The organism is Lentzea sp. HUAS TT2 (assembly GCF_051853195.1).
Lineage (GTDB): Bacteria > Actinomycetota > Actinomycetes > Mycobacteriales > Pseudonocardiaceae > Lentzea.
Genome location: NZ_CP196667.1, coordinates 4,813,372 through 4,828,130, shown reverse-complemented (window position 1 = coordinate 4,828,130; position 14,759 = coordinate 4,813,372). Strand labels below are relative to the sequence as shown.

The following is a 14,759-nucleotide window of genomic DNA, read 5'->3' as shown; positions in this document are numbered from 1 at the left end:
AGCACGAGGAGTCAGCGAACAATGGCCTTCTCCGTCCAGATGCCCGCACTCGGTGAGAGCGTCACCGAGGGCACGGTCACCCGGTGGTTGAAGCAGGAAGGCGACCGGGTGGAGGTGGACGAGCCGTTGCTCGAGGTGTCCACCGACAAGGTCGACACCGAGATCCCGTCCCCGGCGGCCGGCGTCCTGCAGAAGATCGTCGCGCAGGAGGACGACACCGTCGAGGTCGGTGGCGAGCTCGCGGTCATCGGTGACGGCGACGCCGCCCCCGCCGCCGCGCCCGCCCCCGAGCAGGAGGCTCCGGCGCCCGCGAAGGAAGAGGCTCCTGCCGCTCCCGCCCCGGCCCAGGAAGAGGCGCCCGCCGCCCCCGCACCGGCACAGTCCGGTGGTTCGGCGGAGGGCACCGACGTCACGATGCCCGCGCTCGGCGAGTCCGTCACCGAGGGCACCGTCACCCGCTGGCTCAAGCAGGTCGGCGACAGCGTCGAGGTCGACGAGCCGCTGCTCGAGGTCTCGACCGACAAGGTCGACACCGAGATCCCGTCGCCGGTCGCGGGCACGTTGCTCGAGATCAGCGCCGGTGAGGACGAGACCGTCGAGGTCGGCGGCAAGCTCGCCGTCATCGGTTCGGGCAGCCCCGCGCAGTCCGCGCCCGCCCCGGAGACCAAGCCCGAGCCGAAGCAGGAGGCGCCCCAGCAGGCGGCTCCGGCCCCGGCTCCGCAGCAGGCAGCCCCGGCGCCCGCTCCGGCTCCGGCCGCACCGGCTCCGCAGGCCGCTCCGGCCGCCGCGCCCGCCACGTCCTCGTCCGACGACGCGAACGGCTCGCCGTACGTCACCCCGCTCGTGCGCAAGCTCGCGTCGGAGAACAACATCGACCTGGGCTCGCTCAAGGGCACCGGCGTCGGTGGCCGCATCCGCAAGCAGGACGTGCTCGCCGCCGTCGAGGCCAAGAAGGCCCCGGCTCCGGCACCGGCCGCCGCTGCTGCTCCTGCCGCGCCCGCCGCTCGCACCGCTGCCCCGGTCGCGGTCGACAACTCGGGCAAGCGCGGCACCGTGCAGAAGCTCCCGCGCCTGCGTCAGATCGTCGCGCAGCGCACGCGTGAGTCGCTGCAGATGTCGGCCCAGCTCACCCAGGTGTTCGAGGTCGACGTGACCAAGATCGCCCGGCTGCGCAACCAGGCCAAGAAGGCGTTCGAGGCTCGTGAGGGCGCGAAGCTCACGTTCCTGCCGTTCTTCGCCAAGGCCGCCATCGAGGCCCTCAAGGCCCACCCGGTGCTCAACGCGTCGATCGACGAGGAGCGCAAGGAGGTCACCTACCACGGTGCCGAGCACCTCGGTCTGGCGATCGACACGGAGCGCGGCCTGCTCAACGCCGTGATCCACAACGCCGGTGACCTGAACCTGTCGGGCATCGCCCACAAGATCGGTGACCTGGCGGCGCGCGCCCGCTCGAACAAGCTCACGCCCGACGAGCTCGCCGGCGGCACGTTCTCGCTGACGAACCTCGGCAGCAACGGCGCCCTCTTCGACACCCCGATCATCCAGCAGCCGCAGGTCGGCATCCTGGGCGTCGGCGTGGTCAAGAAGCGCGCGGTCGTCATCACCGACGAGGACGGCGGCGACACCATCGCCATCCGCTCGATGATGTACCTCGCGCTCACCTACGACCACCGCCTGGTCGACGGTGCCGACGCGGGCCGTTTCCTCACGACGGTCAAGAACCGTCTCGAGGAAGGCGCGTTCGAGGCCGACCTCGGTCTCTGACAGCCGCTGAGCAGCACTGATATCCGATATATCGGATATCGACGCAACAGTGTGACCTGAAGGCCACTCCGGTTTGCCGGGGTGGCCTTCGGCACATCCTGGGTCCGGTATGCGAGTTATGGCTGTGCAGGCAATGACGCAGTGGGGAACGATCTAGGTATGCGGGTTGTCATCGCGGGATCGTCGGGCCTGATCGGAACGAGCCTGGTGGCGTCCATGCGCGCCGCCGGTCACGAGGTGCTGCGGCTGGTGCGCCGCAAAGCCGCCGCGCCCGACGAACGCGGCTGGGACCCGTACGCCGGACGGATCGACGAGGGGACGTTCGACGGCGTCGACGCCGTCATCAACCTGTGCGGCGCGGGCATCGGCGACAAGCGGTGGGACGACGCGCGCAAGCAGGTGCTGCACGACAGCCGGATCGTTCCGGCCGAGGTGCTGTCGGCCGCGGTCGTCGAGCACGGCGTGCCTGCGCTGGTGAGCTCGTCGGGCGCCCACTTCTACGGCGACACCGGGTCGCGCCTCGCGGACGAGGACGCGCCGGGCGGCCACTCGTTCATGTCGCGGCTGACCCAGGACTGGGAAGCGGCGACGTCCGCGGCCCAGGAAGGCGGCGTGCGTGTCGTACTAATGCGCACCGCTGTCGTCATCTCTCCCTCCGGTGGTGTGTTCGGCCGGTTGAAGCCGGTCTTCCAGTTCTTCCTCGGTGGCAAGCTCGGCTCCGGGGACCAGTTCTTCCCGTGGATCTCGCTCGACGACGTCGTGTCCGCGTACCGGTTCGTCGTCGAGCACGACGACATCCGCGGTCCGGTCAACGTCGCCGGTCCGACGCCGGTGACGAACGCCGAGTTCACCAAGGCCGTCGGCACCGCGCTGCACCGGCCGACGCCGTGGGCGGTGCCGGCGTTCGCGCTCAAGACGTTGCTCGGCGGTGAGATGGCGGAGGAGCTGCTGCTCAGCGGTCCCGGCCTGACACCGAAGGTGCTGGAGAGCCACGGCTTCCACTTCCTGCACCCGGCGCTGCCGGCCGCGCTCAACGCGGCGGTCGCGTGACCCGAGTCGTCGCAGCCCTGCTCCTGATCTCGTGGGTTCTCCTGGGACTCCCCGAGATGACCGGGCTCGACGTCTGGGTGCAGAACGGGCTGCCGCGCCCGGAGTGGCTGCAGACGGCGGCGTTCGCGGTGGGCCTGGTGCTCGGGCCGACGATCGGCTGGGCGTTCGCGGCGGTGTTGTTCGTGCTGGCCTGGCGGCGGCGAGACCCGCGGCTGTGGAAGGCGCTGGCGATGCACGGGTTGTGCTGCGCGACCGTGTTGACGAGGTTCCTGTTCGACCGCGTGCGGCCCATCGAGTACCACCTGCCGAGCTACCCGAGCGGGCACACGGTGGCGGTGGCGTCGACGGCGTTCACGCTGGTCGTGCTGCTGCGCCGGACCACCTGGCACGTCGCGTTGTGGGCGGTGCTGGCAGTGCTGGTGGGCGGCTTCGCCAGGGTCGTGCTGGAGATGCACTGGGTCACCGACGTCATCGGCGCGGTGCTGGGTGTGACGGGCGTTGGACTCGTGGCAGCACTCGCTCTGGGGTTGGTAACGTCGGGTCGTGAACTCGTGCCGCACCTCGTCAGACCCCGTCGTGATCCGTGAGCTGGGGCTCATCGACTACATGGCGGCGTGGGACCTCCAGAAGGAGATCGCGGAGGCACGCGCGGGCGGCACGAGCCCGGACACCCTGCTGCTGCTCGAACACCCGCCCGTCTACACCTGCGGCCGGCGCACCCTCGACGAGGAACGCCCGCGCGGCGGCAGCACCCCTGTCATCGACGTCGACCGCGGCGGCAAGATCACCTGGCACGGACCCGGCCAGCTGGTCGGCTACCCGATCGTCGCGCTGACCGAGCCGATGGACGTCGTCGACTACGTGCGGCGCATCGAGCAGGGCCTGATCGACGTCTGCGACCGGCTGGGCGTGCACACCGGCCGGATCGAGGGCCGCAGCGGCGTGTGGCTGCCCGCCGACGACCGCGGCCCGGAGCGCAAGGTCGCCGCCATCGGCATCCGCGTGCAGCGCGGTGTGACCATGCACGGCTTCGAGATCAACTGCAACGCGAGCCTCGACGCGTTCGGCGACATCATTCCCTGCGGCATCAAGGACGCGGGCGTCGCTTCCCTCTCGCACGAACTGGGCCGCGACGTCACCGTCGCCGAGGTGCTGCCGCTCGCCCGTGACGCTGTGCTCGCGGCGCTCGACGGCACGCTCCCCCTGTCGGACCGCACTTTGACCCGCACTGGCCCCGTCGCTCCGGGTATCACCTTCGCTAGCATTCCGTAGCTCCCCGGCGGGGACCTGTGGAGTTCCCTGGGGAAATTCGGAGGAGGGTGCGTCGTGAGGTTGTCCCGACGCCAGTTGTTCACGGCTGCCGGCATAACGGCGCTGGCAGGTGGAATCAGTTCGAACGGGACGGTGGCGGCGGCCGCGCCCGTTCGGACGTGGAGCGGTGAGATCCAGGTCAGCGACTGGGAGCAGTACTACCTCGGGCTGGATGGCGGAGCGCACCAGAAGGCGCTCAGCGCGTTGGACATCGCATATCGCGACGGCGTCCGCGCCGATGAGCAGTACCTGGTGGTGCCGGTCGAGTCAGTTCGTCGCGCTGCGTTGGAGTTCGGCGATCACGCGGCGGCCGATGTGTTGCGTGACCGCTTCGGCCTCGACTCGCCGTCGATGCTCGGACGCGGGTTGAAGCTGGTGTTCGGGCAGGACGGGCTGGAACGCCGCTATCTCGACGATCCCGCGCTGCAGCTCCGATATATCGGATATCGGCGGCGGTACGCGAACTACGTCATGCCGATGCCGGCGGCAGTGCGCAAAGCGCTCGCCTGATATCCAATATCCGATATACCGGACGCTGATATGCCAAATATCGGCGTTTTGGATATCGGATACTGGATATCAGGGCTGGCACTTCTCAGCGCTGGAACGTCCCAAGGGCCGCGATATATCAGCGCGGCGACATATCAGAGCTGGGGCGCGACGTCCGACGCGATCTCGGTGATGTGGTCGAGGTCGGCGAGGTCCAGCGTCTGCAGGTACACGCGCTGCACACCGGTCGCGTCCCGCCACGCGCCGATGCGGTCGACGACCTCGGCGGGGGTGCCGGCCAGGCCGTTCTCCTTGAGCTCGGAGACCTCGCGGCCGATCGCGGCGGCGCGGCGGGCGACGTCGGCGTCGGTGCGGCCGACGCACGCGACGAGGGCGACCGAGCGGATGATCTCCTTCGGGTCGCGGCCGGTCTCCTCGCAGGCGGCGTCGACACGGGCGAACTGCTCGACCGCGGCGTCGATGCCGACGAACGGCAGGTTGAACTCGGTGGCGTAGGACGCGGCCAGCGCGGGCGTGCGCTTGGCGCCCATGCCGCCGATCAGCAGCGGGACGCGCTCCTGCGCGGGCTTCGGCAGCGCGGGCGAGTCGACGAGCGTGTAGTGCTTGCCCTCGAACGAGAAGGTGCCGCCGACCGGGGTGTCCCACAGGCCGGTGATGATCGCGACCTGCTCCTCGTAGCGCTCGAAGCGCTCCCCCAGCGCCGGGAACGGGATGCCGTACGCGGTGTGCTCCGCCTCGTACCAGCCGGCGCCGATGCCGAACTCCACGCGGCCGCCGGACATCTGGTCGACCTGGGCGACGCTGATGGCCAGCGGTCCGGGGTGGCGGAACGTCGCGGCGGTCATCAGCGTGCCCAGGCGGATCGTGGACGTGTCGCGGGCCAGGCCGGCGAACGTGATCCACGGGTCGGTCGGGCCCGGCAGGCCGTCGGCCGAGCCCATCTGGAGGTAGTGGTCGGAGCGGAAGAAGGCGCCGTACCCGGCGTCCTCGGCCGTCCTGGCCACCCGGAGCAGGTCGTCGTAGCTCGCGCCCTGCTGGGGTTCGGTGAAGATTCGCAGTTCCACGAACGCAATCTAGTCCGCGGAAAAGCGCGGTGCAGGAACGGCCGCACCCTCCGCGGTGAACACCCCGCGGGCCATCAGGTGCGGGTGCGAGACCGCCTCCTCCAGGGTCAGCACCGGCGTCACGCAGGCGTCCGAGGCAACGAACACCTCCGACCACTCGTCGCGCGTCCGCGTCAGGAACGCCTCGGCGAACGCCTTGCGCAGCAACGGCCAGGAGTCGCGGTCCATCTGCTCGGGCAGGTCGGCGGCGTCCAGCCCCAGCCCCGCCAGCAGCAGGGCGTAGAACTGCGGCTCCAGCGACCCCACCGCGACGCATCGGCCGTCCGCGCACTCGTAGATCGAGTAGAACGGGCACCCGCCGTCGAGCAGGTTCGAGTCCGGCGAGTCCTCCCAGACGGCCTGCGCCTTCATCGACCAGATCATCTGTGCCAGCGACGCCACCCCGTCGACGATCGCCGCGTCGACGACCTGGCCGAGGCCGGTGCGCTGCCGTTCCCACAACGCCGCCAGCACGCCCAGCACGAGGTACAGCGAGCCACCGCCGAAGTCACCGACGAGGTTCAGCGGTGGCTTGCCGATCGCGTGCAGCACGCCGGTGACCGACAGGTAGTTGATGTCGTGGCCGGCGCGCTGGGCCAGCGGCCCCGACTGGCCCCAGCCGGTCATCCGCGCGTAGATCAGGCCGGGGTTGACCGCCAGGCAGTCGGAGGGACCGAGCCCGAGCCGTTCCAGCACACCGGGGCGGAAGCCCTCGATCACCACGTCGGCCGCCGAGATCAGCGCCAGCACCGAGGCACGGCCGGAAGCCGACTTCAGGTCCGCCGACACCGAACGCCTGCCGCGCAACAGGAAGTCGCGGGAGGCGTCCGGCACCACGGACAGCCCGCCGGACGGACGCTCGACGCGCACGACCTCCGCGCCGAGGTCCGCCAGCAGCATCGCGCCGTGCGGTCCGGGACCGATGCCGCCGAACTCGACGACCTTCAGCCCGTCGAGCGGACCCATCAGGCTTCGAACGAGAGACGCGGGTTGAAGATCGCGCCCGTGGACTCGGCCAGGCCGCGCATCGCTTTGGCGTGGTTGCCGAAGTCCGGGTGACCGAGGGCCGCGCGCAGGGCGTCGGCGCTCTCCCACAACGCGATGTTGATGTACGAGGCCGGGTCGTCCAGCTGCCGCGACAGCGTGTACCTGATCAGGCCCGGCTGCTCGCGCAGGAACGCGGCCGTCTCGTCGAAGGCCTTCTCGAACTCCTCCGGGTCACCGGTGAGCGTGAAGCGGTTGAGGAAGGTGATCATGAGGTGGCTCCTCCAGAAACGGTGTCAGGCCAGTGGTGTGGCCCGGAACGTCGCCGGGGGAATTCGCGGTCAGACGGGTGCATCGCGGTGTCGCCCCCACGTCCTCGTACTGGTTGTACGGGGGCGTGGGGGCGACACCACGAGGCGCCCTGCTGAGCGTGGATCACCTCGCCAACGTTCCGGGTCGCGCCACTGGAAAACCATGCACACCGCGTCTTGAGACGTGCTCAAGGAACGCCCGCCAAGCTCGGACGCATGCGCATCATCGATCTGTCTTCCCACATTGACGCATCCGCGTACGAAGCGGACCCGGTGACGCACGAGGTGCTCACGGCCGCCCAGGGTGCCGAACACATGGCCGAGCAGCTCAAGGCGCGGCTCGGCATCGAGTTCGACGTCTCCGTGCTGCGGGACTCCGAGTTCCTCACGCTGGACCGGATCAGCCTGACCTCCCACACCGGCACCCACGTGGACGCGCCGAGCCACTACGGCTCGAAGACCACGTACGGCAACGGGATCCCGCGCCACATCGACGAGATGCCGCTGGAGTGGTTCCACAACCCCGGCGTGAAGCTCGACGTGCGCGGCCACGGCACCGGCGTCATCGGCGTGGAGGTGCTGGAGAAGGAGTTCGCCCGCATCGGCTACACGCCGAAGCCGATGGACATCGTCATCCTCGACACCGGCGCCGCCGAGCACGCGGGCACCCAGACCTACTTCACCGACTACACCGGACTCGACGGTCCCGCCACGAACTTCCTGCTGGACCTGGGGGTCAAGGTGATCGCCACCGACGCGTTCAGCCTCGACGCGCCGTTCCCGGACATCGTCAAGCGCTACCTGGCGACCAAGGACGAGAGCGTGCTGTGGCCCGCGCACTTCGCCGGACGCGACCGCGAGTACTGCCAGATCGAGCGCCTCGCGAACCTGGAGGCGTTGCCGGACTTCGGGTTCACCGTCGTCGCGTTCCCCGTCAAGATCAAGGGTGCCGGTGCGGGCTGGACGAGGGCCGTCGCGCTGCTCGACGACTGAGCCAGACGACCGGCTCTCAAGTGAGAGCTGAATCACGGTACCTACCTTCGTAGGTATGGACACCAGCGAAATATGGCCACCCGAGAACGAAGACCACATCGTCCGCGGCATCGACTAGAGACCGCCAAAGGGCCGCCCTCCCGAAGAGGGCGGCCCTTTTATATTGCTGTCACACCAGACGAGCGAGTGAGGTCGCCACGGTGTCCGCCGCGTCCAGCATCGGCAGCACCTGCGAAGCACCCGAACGCACGGCCTTCGTCCTGCGCGCGAACGACGTCAAAGTCTGGCCAGGACCGGCTTCCACCAGCAGCACGTCGTACATCGCCACGAGCTCGTTCAGCGCCGGTCCGAAGTAGACGGCGTCGGTCAGCTGACGCGTCCAGAACCGCGCGGACAAAGCGTCTTCGGGAGTCATCAGCTTGCCCGTGTACCCGGAGTACACCGGCATCTGCGGCGCCCGCGGGGAAGCGCTCCACGTGGCCAGGGCCTCGTCCACGGCGGGCTGCATCGCCGGGCTGTGGAACGGCGTCGACGCCGGCACCGTCACGACGATGTACTCGTCCGCCTCCAGCCGCGCCCGCACCCGCGCCAACGGCTCGTCGGACCCGGCCAGCATCGTCTGCCGCGCGGAGTTCACCGCCGCGATCGCCACGTCGCCTTCCAGGTACGGCAACAGATCCGCCTCCGACGCGGCGACGGCCAGCATGCCGCCGGACGGGATCGGCACGGCCGACAGCACCCGGTCCCGCACCAGGGACACGGCCTCCTCCAGCGTGAACACCCCGGCGATCGTCGCCGCGACGACCTCGCCCGCGGAGTGCCCGATCAGCGCGACGGGCTTGACGCCCCACGACAGCACGGTGCGCCCCAGCGCGTAGTCGACCGCGAACAGCAACGGCTGCGCACGGGACACGTGATCGATGTCGGCCCCGGAAAGCCAGTCCTCACAGGCGAGTGAGCCGACCTCGCCGAACAGCTCGAACACCTCGTCGATCACCGAGGTGAACACGGCATCCGTGCCGTACAGGGACGCCGCCATGCGCGGGTACTGCGATCCCTGGCCCGGAAACATCAGTGCTACGTCCACAACACGCCTCCAGAAACGGCTCAAGGCCGTGAAGGGGACACCTTCACGGCCTTGAGGCACATGACATCTACCTGTACTCGCGAACCACCATGGCGGAGTTGAAGCCGCCCTTGCCGCGCCCGAGCACCAGTGCGGCCTTGATCTTGCCGTGCCGCGCCTCGTTCAGGACGAGGTCGAGCTCGTACTCCGGCACGACGTTCTCGACGTTGACGGTCGGCGGGATCGCGCTCCAGTAGATGGAGAGGATCGCCGACGCCACGTCCAGCGAGCCACCACCGGCGAACAGACGGCCGGTCATGGTCTTCGGGGCCGTCACCGGCACACCGAACGGCCCGAAGATGCCCTTGATCGCCTCGGCTTCCGCCTTGTCGAGCTCGGGGATGCCCGCCGCGTCGGCGAACACCACGTCGATCTCCGAGGCGTCCATGCCGGCGTCGCGCAGCGCCAGCTCGGCCGCCCGCTTCAGACCCGGCTCCCGCGACGGCATCTTCGAGTCGAACGTCGAGGCGTACCCGACGATCTCACCGTAGATGCGCGTGCCAGGACGCCCCGCCGCCGACTCCGGCGTCTCGACGACCATGATCGCGCCACCCTCGCCAGCGACGTACCCGGAGGCGTCGCGGTCGAACGGCAGGTAGGCGCGCTTCGGGTTGTTGTTGCGCGACAGGCAACCCGACGCCTGGTGCGCCACCCACGCCCACGGGCACAGCGACGAGTCCATGCCGCCTGTCAGCGCGAGCTGGACTCCCTTGCGCAGCTGGCGCCGGGCGTGACCGATGGAGTCGATGCCACCGGCCTGCTCGGACACCACCACCGCGCCGGGACCGCGCGTGCCGTGACGGATGGAGATCTGGCCCGTGTTGACCGCGTAGAACCACGCGAACGACTGGTACGCCGAGACGTACTCCGGACCCTGGTGCCACAGCTTCTGCAGTTCGCGCTGACCGAACTCGTACCCGCCGGCCGTCGCCGCGGTGATGACCGCGATGTCGGTGTCGGGGATGTCGTTCGGCTGCACACCCGCACCACGCAACGCCCAGTCCGTGCCGACCAGTGTCAGCCGCGTCATGTGGTCCGTCTGCGGCAGCAGGCGACCCTGCAGGTGCCGCCCTGCCTCGAAGCCAGGCACCTCACCGGCGATCTTCGCCCAGTAGTTGGCGCTGTCGAACCGGGTGATCGGCTTGATCGCCGCCTCACCGTGCAGGGTCGCCCGCCAGTACGCGGTCGGCCCCAGTCCGTTCGGCGACGCAATGCCGATTCCCGTCACCACCGCCCGAGTCACCGGCCTGCCCCTTCCACCTTTTTGAGCACCATGGCGCTCTGGAATCCACCGAAACCGCTGCCCACGGTCAGGAGCGTGTCGACCTTCTTCTCACGCGCCACCAGTGGCGTGTAGTCGAGGTCGCACTCCGGGTCCTGCTCGTGGAGGTTCGCCGTCGGCGGAATGAGGTCCTGCTCGAACGCCAGCAAGGAGCCGACGATCTCGAGCGAACCGATCGCGCCCAGCGAGTGCCCGATCATCGACTTGAAGCCGGAGACCGGGGTCTTGTACGCGTGCGCACCCAACGAGCGCTTGAAGGCGGCCGTCTCGTGCAGGTCGTTCTGCTTGGTGCCCGACCCGTGCGCGTTGATGTAACCGACGTCCGTCGCATCCGCACGCGCCTGCTTCAGCGCGATGTTGATGGCGTCGGACATCTCGATGCCCTCGGGGTGCAGGCCCGTCATGTGGTAGGCGTTGCACCGCGAGGCGAAGCCGGCGACCTCACCGTAGATGTGGGCACCGCGAGCGCGGGCGTGCTCCAGCTCCTCGAGCACGATGATCGCGCAACCCTCGCCCAGCACCAGGCCGTCGCGGGTCTTGTCGAACGGCCGGCACGCCGTTGTGGGGTCGTCGTTGCGGGTGCTCGACGCACGGATCACGTCGAAGCAGACCACGGTGATCGGGGAGAGCGGGGCCTCGGTGCCGCCGGTGACGACGACGTCCGCGGAGCCCTCCAGGATCAGGTCGGCCGCGTAACCGACCGAGTCGAGACCCGAGGTGCAGCCCGTGGAGACCACGGAGACCGGTCCCTCGGCGCCCACTGTCCACGCCAGCTCCGTCGCCATCGAGGACGGCGTGAAGTAGTCGTAGAGGTGCGGGACCGCGTAGGACTGGTCGACCTCCCAGTACTTGCCCCGGTCGGAGCCGACGATGAACTCGCGCTCCAGCGAGGTCGTGCAACCGACCGCGGTGCCGAGCGAGACACCGATGCGGCCGGGGTCGAGCTGGTCGAACTCGATGCCGGAGTCCGCCATCGCCTCACGACCCGCGACGACCGCGAACTGCGCGGCCCGGTCGAGACGGCGGATCTCCTGCGGCGTCAAGCCTTCGCGCACTGGATCGAAATCTGCTTCCCCCGCCATGCGGGAGCGGTACGGAGACGCGTCGAAGTGCGTGATGTTCCGAGTCGCCGTACGCCCTTCGGACAGCAGTTGCCAATACGCCTTCGTTCCGATGCCACCAGGTGCGACCACGCCCACCCCGGTGATGACGGCGCGACGACTCATCGGACACCTCCAATCGCCTTCTGTGCGGACACGGTCTGCTCCAATCTCGGACAGGGCACGGGAGCGATACCTGTCTCTGCCGAATGAACCGATGGTGAATCGACCCGATCGAGGCCACCTTGAACGACGGCGTAGGACCCCTGTACGAGTCCGGCCCCCGCATCGGCCGCGAACAGCTGTTTCGCGGCCGAGCCGCCGTCCTCGTGACAACCGAAACCAAGGGGCACACCGGTTTCCGCGACCGCCTCGACGATCTCGCCGATCTGGTCCGGCCACAGCTTGCCCGCTGTATCGTGCAGCAACACGGTTTCCGCCCCAGCCTCCGCGGCAGTCAGCACGACCTCCAAAGCGTGTTCGGGGTCGATCAGCCAGCCGTCGAAGAAGTCCCGCGCCTCGACGATCACTCGTCTCTCGGCGCGCACGAGTTGACGCACGGCCTCCCGGACCACCGAGAAGCCGTGCCCTTGGACAACTATCGCCACCGCGGGGGTTTCCGCGGCGATGAGTGCGGTGAGGTCCTCCGCACCGCCGGAGGCGATGAGGGTGGCGGCCCGCAACCGGAGCTCGATCGCCGCCCGGTGGTAGAACGACCGGGCGGGCCTGCCTCCGTCGACGAACGCGACCCCGAGCGCGTCGAGGCGCCGCGCCGCGACCAGTCTGTCCGAAATGGACAGGCTGGTGCGGCGCAGCGAGATGTCGTAGAGCTTCATCAGAACCCCGACAGCAGTACTCGGGAGGCCTCGATCTCATAAGCACAGGGCGCCACGTCCGAAGAGGGACAACCCTTGCGCTGATGCTCGACCGCGGCCTTCTCCAGGTACATGGAGACCACGTAAAGTCCGTTGCGGCTTGCAGCGCGTGCTGCGGCGGTCAGTAGTTCCGCGCCACCCAACCCCATCGCGTCACCTCACCCGTTCTCGGCGAATTCCTTGGCGTGCCGGAGCGTCGTGAGGCTGTTGGTGCCCAGTGCGTGACGGATGAGCTCACGAGCGCGCTCGATCGTCCCGTCCGCCCCCAGCACCTCGGGGATGACCTCGGGCCGGATGACGACGGTGTGGTGCGACGTCGCCTCGATGCCGGCCTCGATGCCGTCGCCGATGTCCCTGAACGTCCACCGGCCGACGTGCGCCGCCATGATCGGCGGTGTGTGCGTCTGCTTGTAGACGATGCCGTCGTACGGGGTGCAGACCCGCACCGAGTGCGTGGTGTGGATCGACCCGTCCGGGCTGCGCGTGTCCATCTCCATGGACTGCACGCCGGTGACGGCCTCCGTCAGGTCCAGCCGCGCGACGTGCGGCAGGCGCTGCGGCCAGAGGTCCGACCGGTACAGGAACTCGTAGACGTCCTTGCGGCTCGCGTGGATCGTGATGCTGTCCGAGAACGACAGCACCAGCTTGTCGTAGTCGTCGCCGTACTCGGCCGCCCGCTTCAGGGCGGCGAGCTCGGCGTCGCTGTTGTTGTTGACGGCGTTCAGGATGAGGTCGACCGCCTCCGGCTGCGCCGCGGTGAAGTGGTGGAGCAGATCGACCCGGGTCGCCGAGTCGGCGATCGGGACGATCCGCCACTCCCCACCCATCGTCTTCACCGGTGCCGCCGAGCGTTCCTGCTCGAAGGAGATGTGCAGGTTCGCCGGGTCGAGCTCTCGCCGGGACGTCCACGTGCGCACGTCACCGTTGGCGAACGCGTGCAACCGCAACCGTTCCGTCGAGCCGTCCCGTTCGAACACCTCGGCCTGGACCGTGGGTCCGAAGATGTACGGCCAGGTCGTCACGTCCGCGACCAGGTCGTACACCACCTTGGCGGGAGCCCCGATCATGACCGTGTGCGTGGTGGTGTGCGTCATGTCCGTCTCCGTATCCCGAGTCGCCGGCGTCAGGCCGCGATCTGTCCGTTGACCTTGTCCAGCAGCTGACGCGGCGTCTCGATGTACGCCAGCTCGTCGTCGGCGATGGCGGCACCGTGCTTGCGCTTGATCAGCGCGACCGTCTCCAGCAGGGCGAGGGAGTCGAAGCCCAGCTCGAGGAACGGGATGTCGAGAATGTCCTGGCCGGGCTTGAACGAGTCGTCGTCGCCCGCGGCCTCGTTGAGGATCTCCTTGAGACCCTCGATGGTCAGTGCGCTCACGGCTAGCTTCCTTTCCTCCAGCGGGCGATTTCCGCGCGCCCACGACTGAGGTTGCCACCGCACGCCTGTAAGCCGGTGGAGAGATTCTCGAAGAAACCGTTGCACGACAAGCAAAAACGGCCCGCGCCACAGTGTGGCGCGGGCCGCTGGAGAGATGCTCAGGCCAGCAGGCGTTGCAGCTGACGGGTTTCCGCGCTGTCGAGCCGCGGATCGGATGTCAGGATCGCGTGCTGCAGCGTCTGCAGTCGCGACGAGGGCTCGACGCCGAGCTCCTCGATCAGGGTGTTGCGCAGGCCCTTGAACGCGTCGAGCGCCTGCCACTGCCGGCCGGCGCGGAACAGCGAGACCATGTACTGCGCGCACAGGTTCTCGTTCATCGGGTTCTGCACCGTCAGCACGGACAGCTCGCTGAGCAACGCCTTGTGCTTGCCCATCCGCAGCTCGGCGTCGATGCGCGCTTCGAGCACGCCCAGCCGGGCCTCCTCCAGCCGCACGATCTCGATGCCGAGCGGCATGCCCGGCCGCACGTCGACCACGGCGGCGCCGCGCCACATGTCCAGGGCCTGGCGCAGCAGCCGGGAGGCCGAGGCGTGGTCCTCGACGTCGTAGGCCTGCTGGCCCGCGCGGGCCAGCCGTTCGAACTCGTGCACGTCGACGGCCTCCGGCGGCACGTCGAGCAGGTAGCCGCCGTAGCGGGTGACCAGCACTTCCTTCGCCGCGCCCTCACCGGACGTGGCCAGGGCGTCGCCGATGAGCTTGCGCAGCTGCAGGATGTAGGTCTGCAGGGTGGTGCGGGCACTGCGCGGCGGGCGGTCCCCCCACAGCTCCTCGATCAGCGTGGGAACGGACACCACCTGACCGGAGTGCAGTGCGAGCAGCGCCAGGATCTGTCGTGGCTTGGCCGCGGTTGGCGTCACCGAGCGACCGTTCACCTTGGCCTCAACGGGCCCCAGGACCTTGATCTGCATCGCGACC

The 14,759-nt window shown here is 69.0% G+C and carries 17 protein-coding genes; 6 read left to right on the top strand and 11 right to left on the bottom strand.

Annotated features, from left to right (window positions below; genetic code table 11):
- Positions 1–21 precede the first annotated feature (21 nt).
- The 5 genes from sucB (at position 22) to ACSHWB_RS24250 (ending at position 4,635) form a co-directional block, all read left to right on the top strand.
- Entirely contained in the window at positions 22–1,764 is a 1,743-nt protein-coding gene (sucB, locus tag ACSHWB_RS24270) for a 2-oxoglutarate dehydrogenase, E2 component, dihydrolipoamide succinyltransferase (RefSeq protein WP_439664278.1), read from the top strand.
- Positions 1,765–1,923: 159 nt separating this feature from the next.
- Positions 1,924–2,814 (top strand): TIGR01777 family oxidoreductase, encoded by an 891-nt coding sequence (locus ACSHWB_RS24265; RefSeq protein WP_439664277.1) that lies wholly within the window; start codon positions 1,924–1,926, stop codon positions 2,812–2,814.
- On the top strand, positions 2,811–3,401 hold the full coding sequence (locus tag ACSHWB_RS24260; protein WP_439664276.1) for a phosphatase PAP2 family protein: 591 nt from the start codon (positions 2,811–2,813) through the stop codon (positions 3,399–3,401). The genes ACSHWB_RS24265 and ACSHWB_RS24260 overlap by 4 nt, the downstream gene beginning before the upstream one ends.
- Positions 3,358–4,086, top strand: coding sequence for a lipoyl(octanoyl) transferase LipB (lipB, locus tag ACSHWB_RS24255; protein ID WP_439664275.1), 729 nt, complete (start codon positions 3,358–3,360; stop codon positions 4,084–4,086). The genes ACSHWB_RS24260 and lipB overlap by 44 nt, the downstream gene beginning before the upstream one ends.
- A gap of 54 nt (positions 4,087–4,140) precedes the next feature.
- Positions 4,141–4,635 (top strand): hypothetical protein, encoded by a 495-nt coding sequence (locus ACSHWB_RS24250; protein WP_439664274.1) that lies wholly within the window; start codon positions 4,141–4,143, stop codon positions 4,633–4,635.
- A gap of 134 nt (positions 4,636–4,769) precedes the next feature.
- Here the strand turns inward: ACSHWB_RS24250 and ACSHWB_RS24245 are convergent, their stop codons facing one another.
- The 3 genes from ACSHWB_RS24245 to ACSHWB_RS24235 are packed head-to-tail and all read right to left on the bottom strand — an operon-like array spanning position 4,770 to position 6,994.
- Positions 4,770–5,699, bottom strand: coding sequence for an LLM class F420-dependent oxidoreductase (locus ACSHWB_RS24245; RefSeq protein WP_439664273.1), 930 nt, complete (start codon positions 5,697–5,699; stop codon positions 4,770–4,772).
- Between the two features lie 9 nt (positions 5,700–5,708).
- Positions 5,709–6,707 carry a CaiB/BaiF CoA transferase family protein gene (locus ACSHWB_RS24240; RefSeq protein ID WP_439664657.1) on the bottom strand — a complete coding sequence of 333 codons (999 nt, stop codon included), beginning with the start codon at positions 6,705–6,707 and terminating at the stop codon, positions 5,709–5,711.
- Positions 6,704–6,994, bottom strand: a complete 291-nt coding sequence (locus ACSHWB_RS24235) for an antibiotic biosynthesis monooxygenase family protein (protein ID WP_439664272.1) — start codon at positions 6,992–6,994, stop codon at positions 6,704–6,706. Before ACSHWB_RS24235 ends, ACSHWB_RS24240 begins: the two co-directional genes overlap by 4 nt.
- A 255-nt stretch (positions 6,995–7,249) precedes the next feature.
- On the opposite strand from ACSHWB_RS24235, the gene ACSHWB_RS24230 reads away from it, so the two are divergent.
- Positions 7,250–8,026 (top strand): cyclase family protein, encoded by a 777-nt coding sequence (locus ACSHWB_RS24230; RefSeq protein ID WP_266043462.1) that lies wholly within the window; start codon positions 7,250–7,252, stop codon positions 8,024–8,026.
- A gap of 169 nt (positions 8,027–8,195) precedes the next feature.
- Here ACSHWB_RS24230 and ACSHWB_RS24225 read toward each other — a convergent pair whose 3' ends face one another.
- The 8 genes from ACSHWB_RS24225 to ACSHWB_RS24190 all read right to left on the bottom strand — a co-directional run bounded on the left by ACSHWB_RS24225 (position 8,196) and on the right by ACSHWB_RS24190 (position 14,752).
- On the bottom strand, positions 8,196–9,113 hold the full coding sequence (locus tag ACSHWB_RS24225) for an acyltransferase domain-containing protein (protein WP_439664271.1): 918 nt from the start codon (positions 9,111–9,113) through the stop codon (positions 8,196–8,198).
- A 67-nt stretch (positions 9,114–9,180) separates the two neighbouring features.
- Positions 9,181–10,395 carry a ketosynthase chain-length factor gene (locus tag ACSHWB_RS24220; protein ID WP_439664270.1) on the bottom strand — a complete coding sequence of 405 codons (1,215 nt, stop codon included), beginning with the start codon at positions 10,393–10,395 and terminating at the stop codon, positions 9,181–9,183.
- Positions 10,392–11,660 (bottom strand): beta-ketoacyl-[acyl-carrier-protein] synthase family protein, encoded by a 1,269-nt coding sequence (locus ACSHWB_RS24215; protein ID WP_439664269.1) that lies wholly within the window; start codon positions 11,658–11,660, stop codon positions 10,392–10,394. Before ACSHWB_RS24215 ends, ACSHWB_RS24220 begins: the two co-directional genes overlap by 4 nt.
- Positions 11,657–12,370: a hypothetical protein gene (locus ACSHWB_RS24210; RefSeq protein ID WP_439664268.1), complete on the bottom strand. Its 714-nt coding sequence runs from the start codon at positions 12,368–12,370 to the stop codon at positions 11,657–11,659. The genes ACSHWB_RS24215 and ACSHWB_RS24210 overlap by 4 nt, the downstream gene beginning before the upstream one ends.
- Positions 12,370–12,558 (bottom strand): hypothetical protein, encoded by a 189-nt coding sequence (locus ACSHWB_RS24205; RefSeq protein WP_030474577.1) that lies wholly within the window; start codon positions 12,556–12,558, stop codon positions 12,370–12,372. Before ACSHWB_RS24205 ends, ACSHWB_RS24210 begins: the two co-directional genes overlap by 1 nt.
- Before the next feature lie 9 nt (positions 12,559–12,567).
- Complete coding sequence (locus tag ACSHWB_RS24200) at positions 12,568–13,503, bottom strand: aromatase/cyclase (RefSeq protein WP_439664267.1); 936 nt, start codon at positions 13,501–13,503, stop codon at positions 12,568–12,570.
- Positions 13,504–13,532: 29 nt separating this feature from the next.
- A complete protein-coding gene (locus ACSHWB_RS24195; RefSeq protein ID WP_093600032.1) occupies positions 13,533–13,784 on the bottom strand; it encodes an acyl carrier protein in 252 nt (83 codons plus the stop codon).
- Positions 13,785–13,942: 158 nt separating this feature from the next.
- The gene (locus ACSHWB_RS24190) at positions 13,943–14,752 is read right to left on the bottom strand and encodes an AfsR/SARP family transcriptional regulator (protein WP_439664266.1); all 810 of its coding nucleotides are present in this window, start codon (positions 14,750–14,752) and stop codon (positions 13,943–13,945) included.
- Between the last annotated feature and the right edge of the window lie 7 nt (positions 14,753–14,759).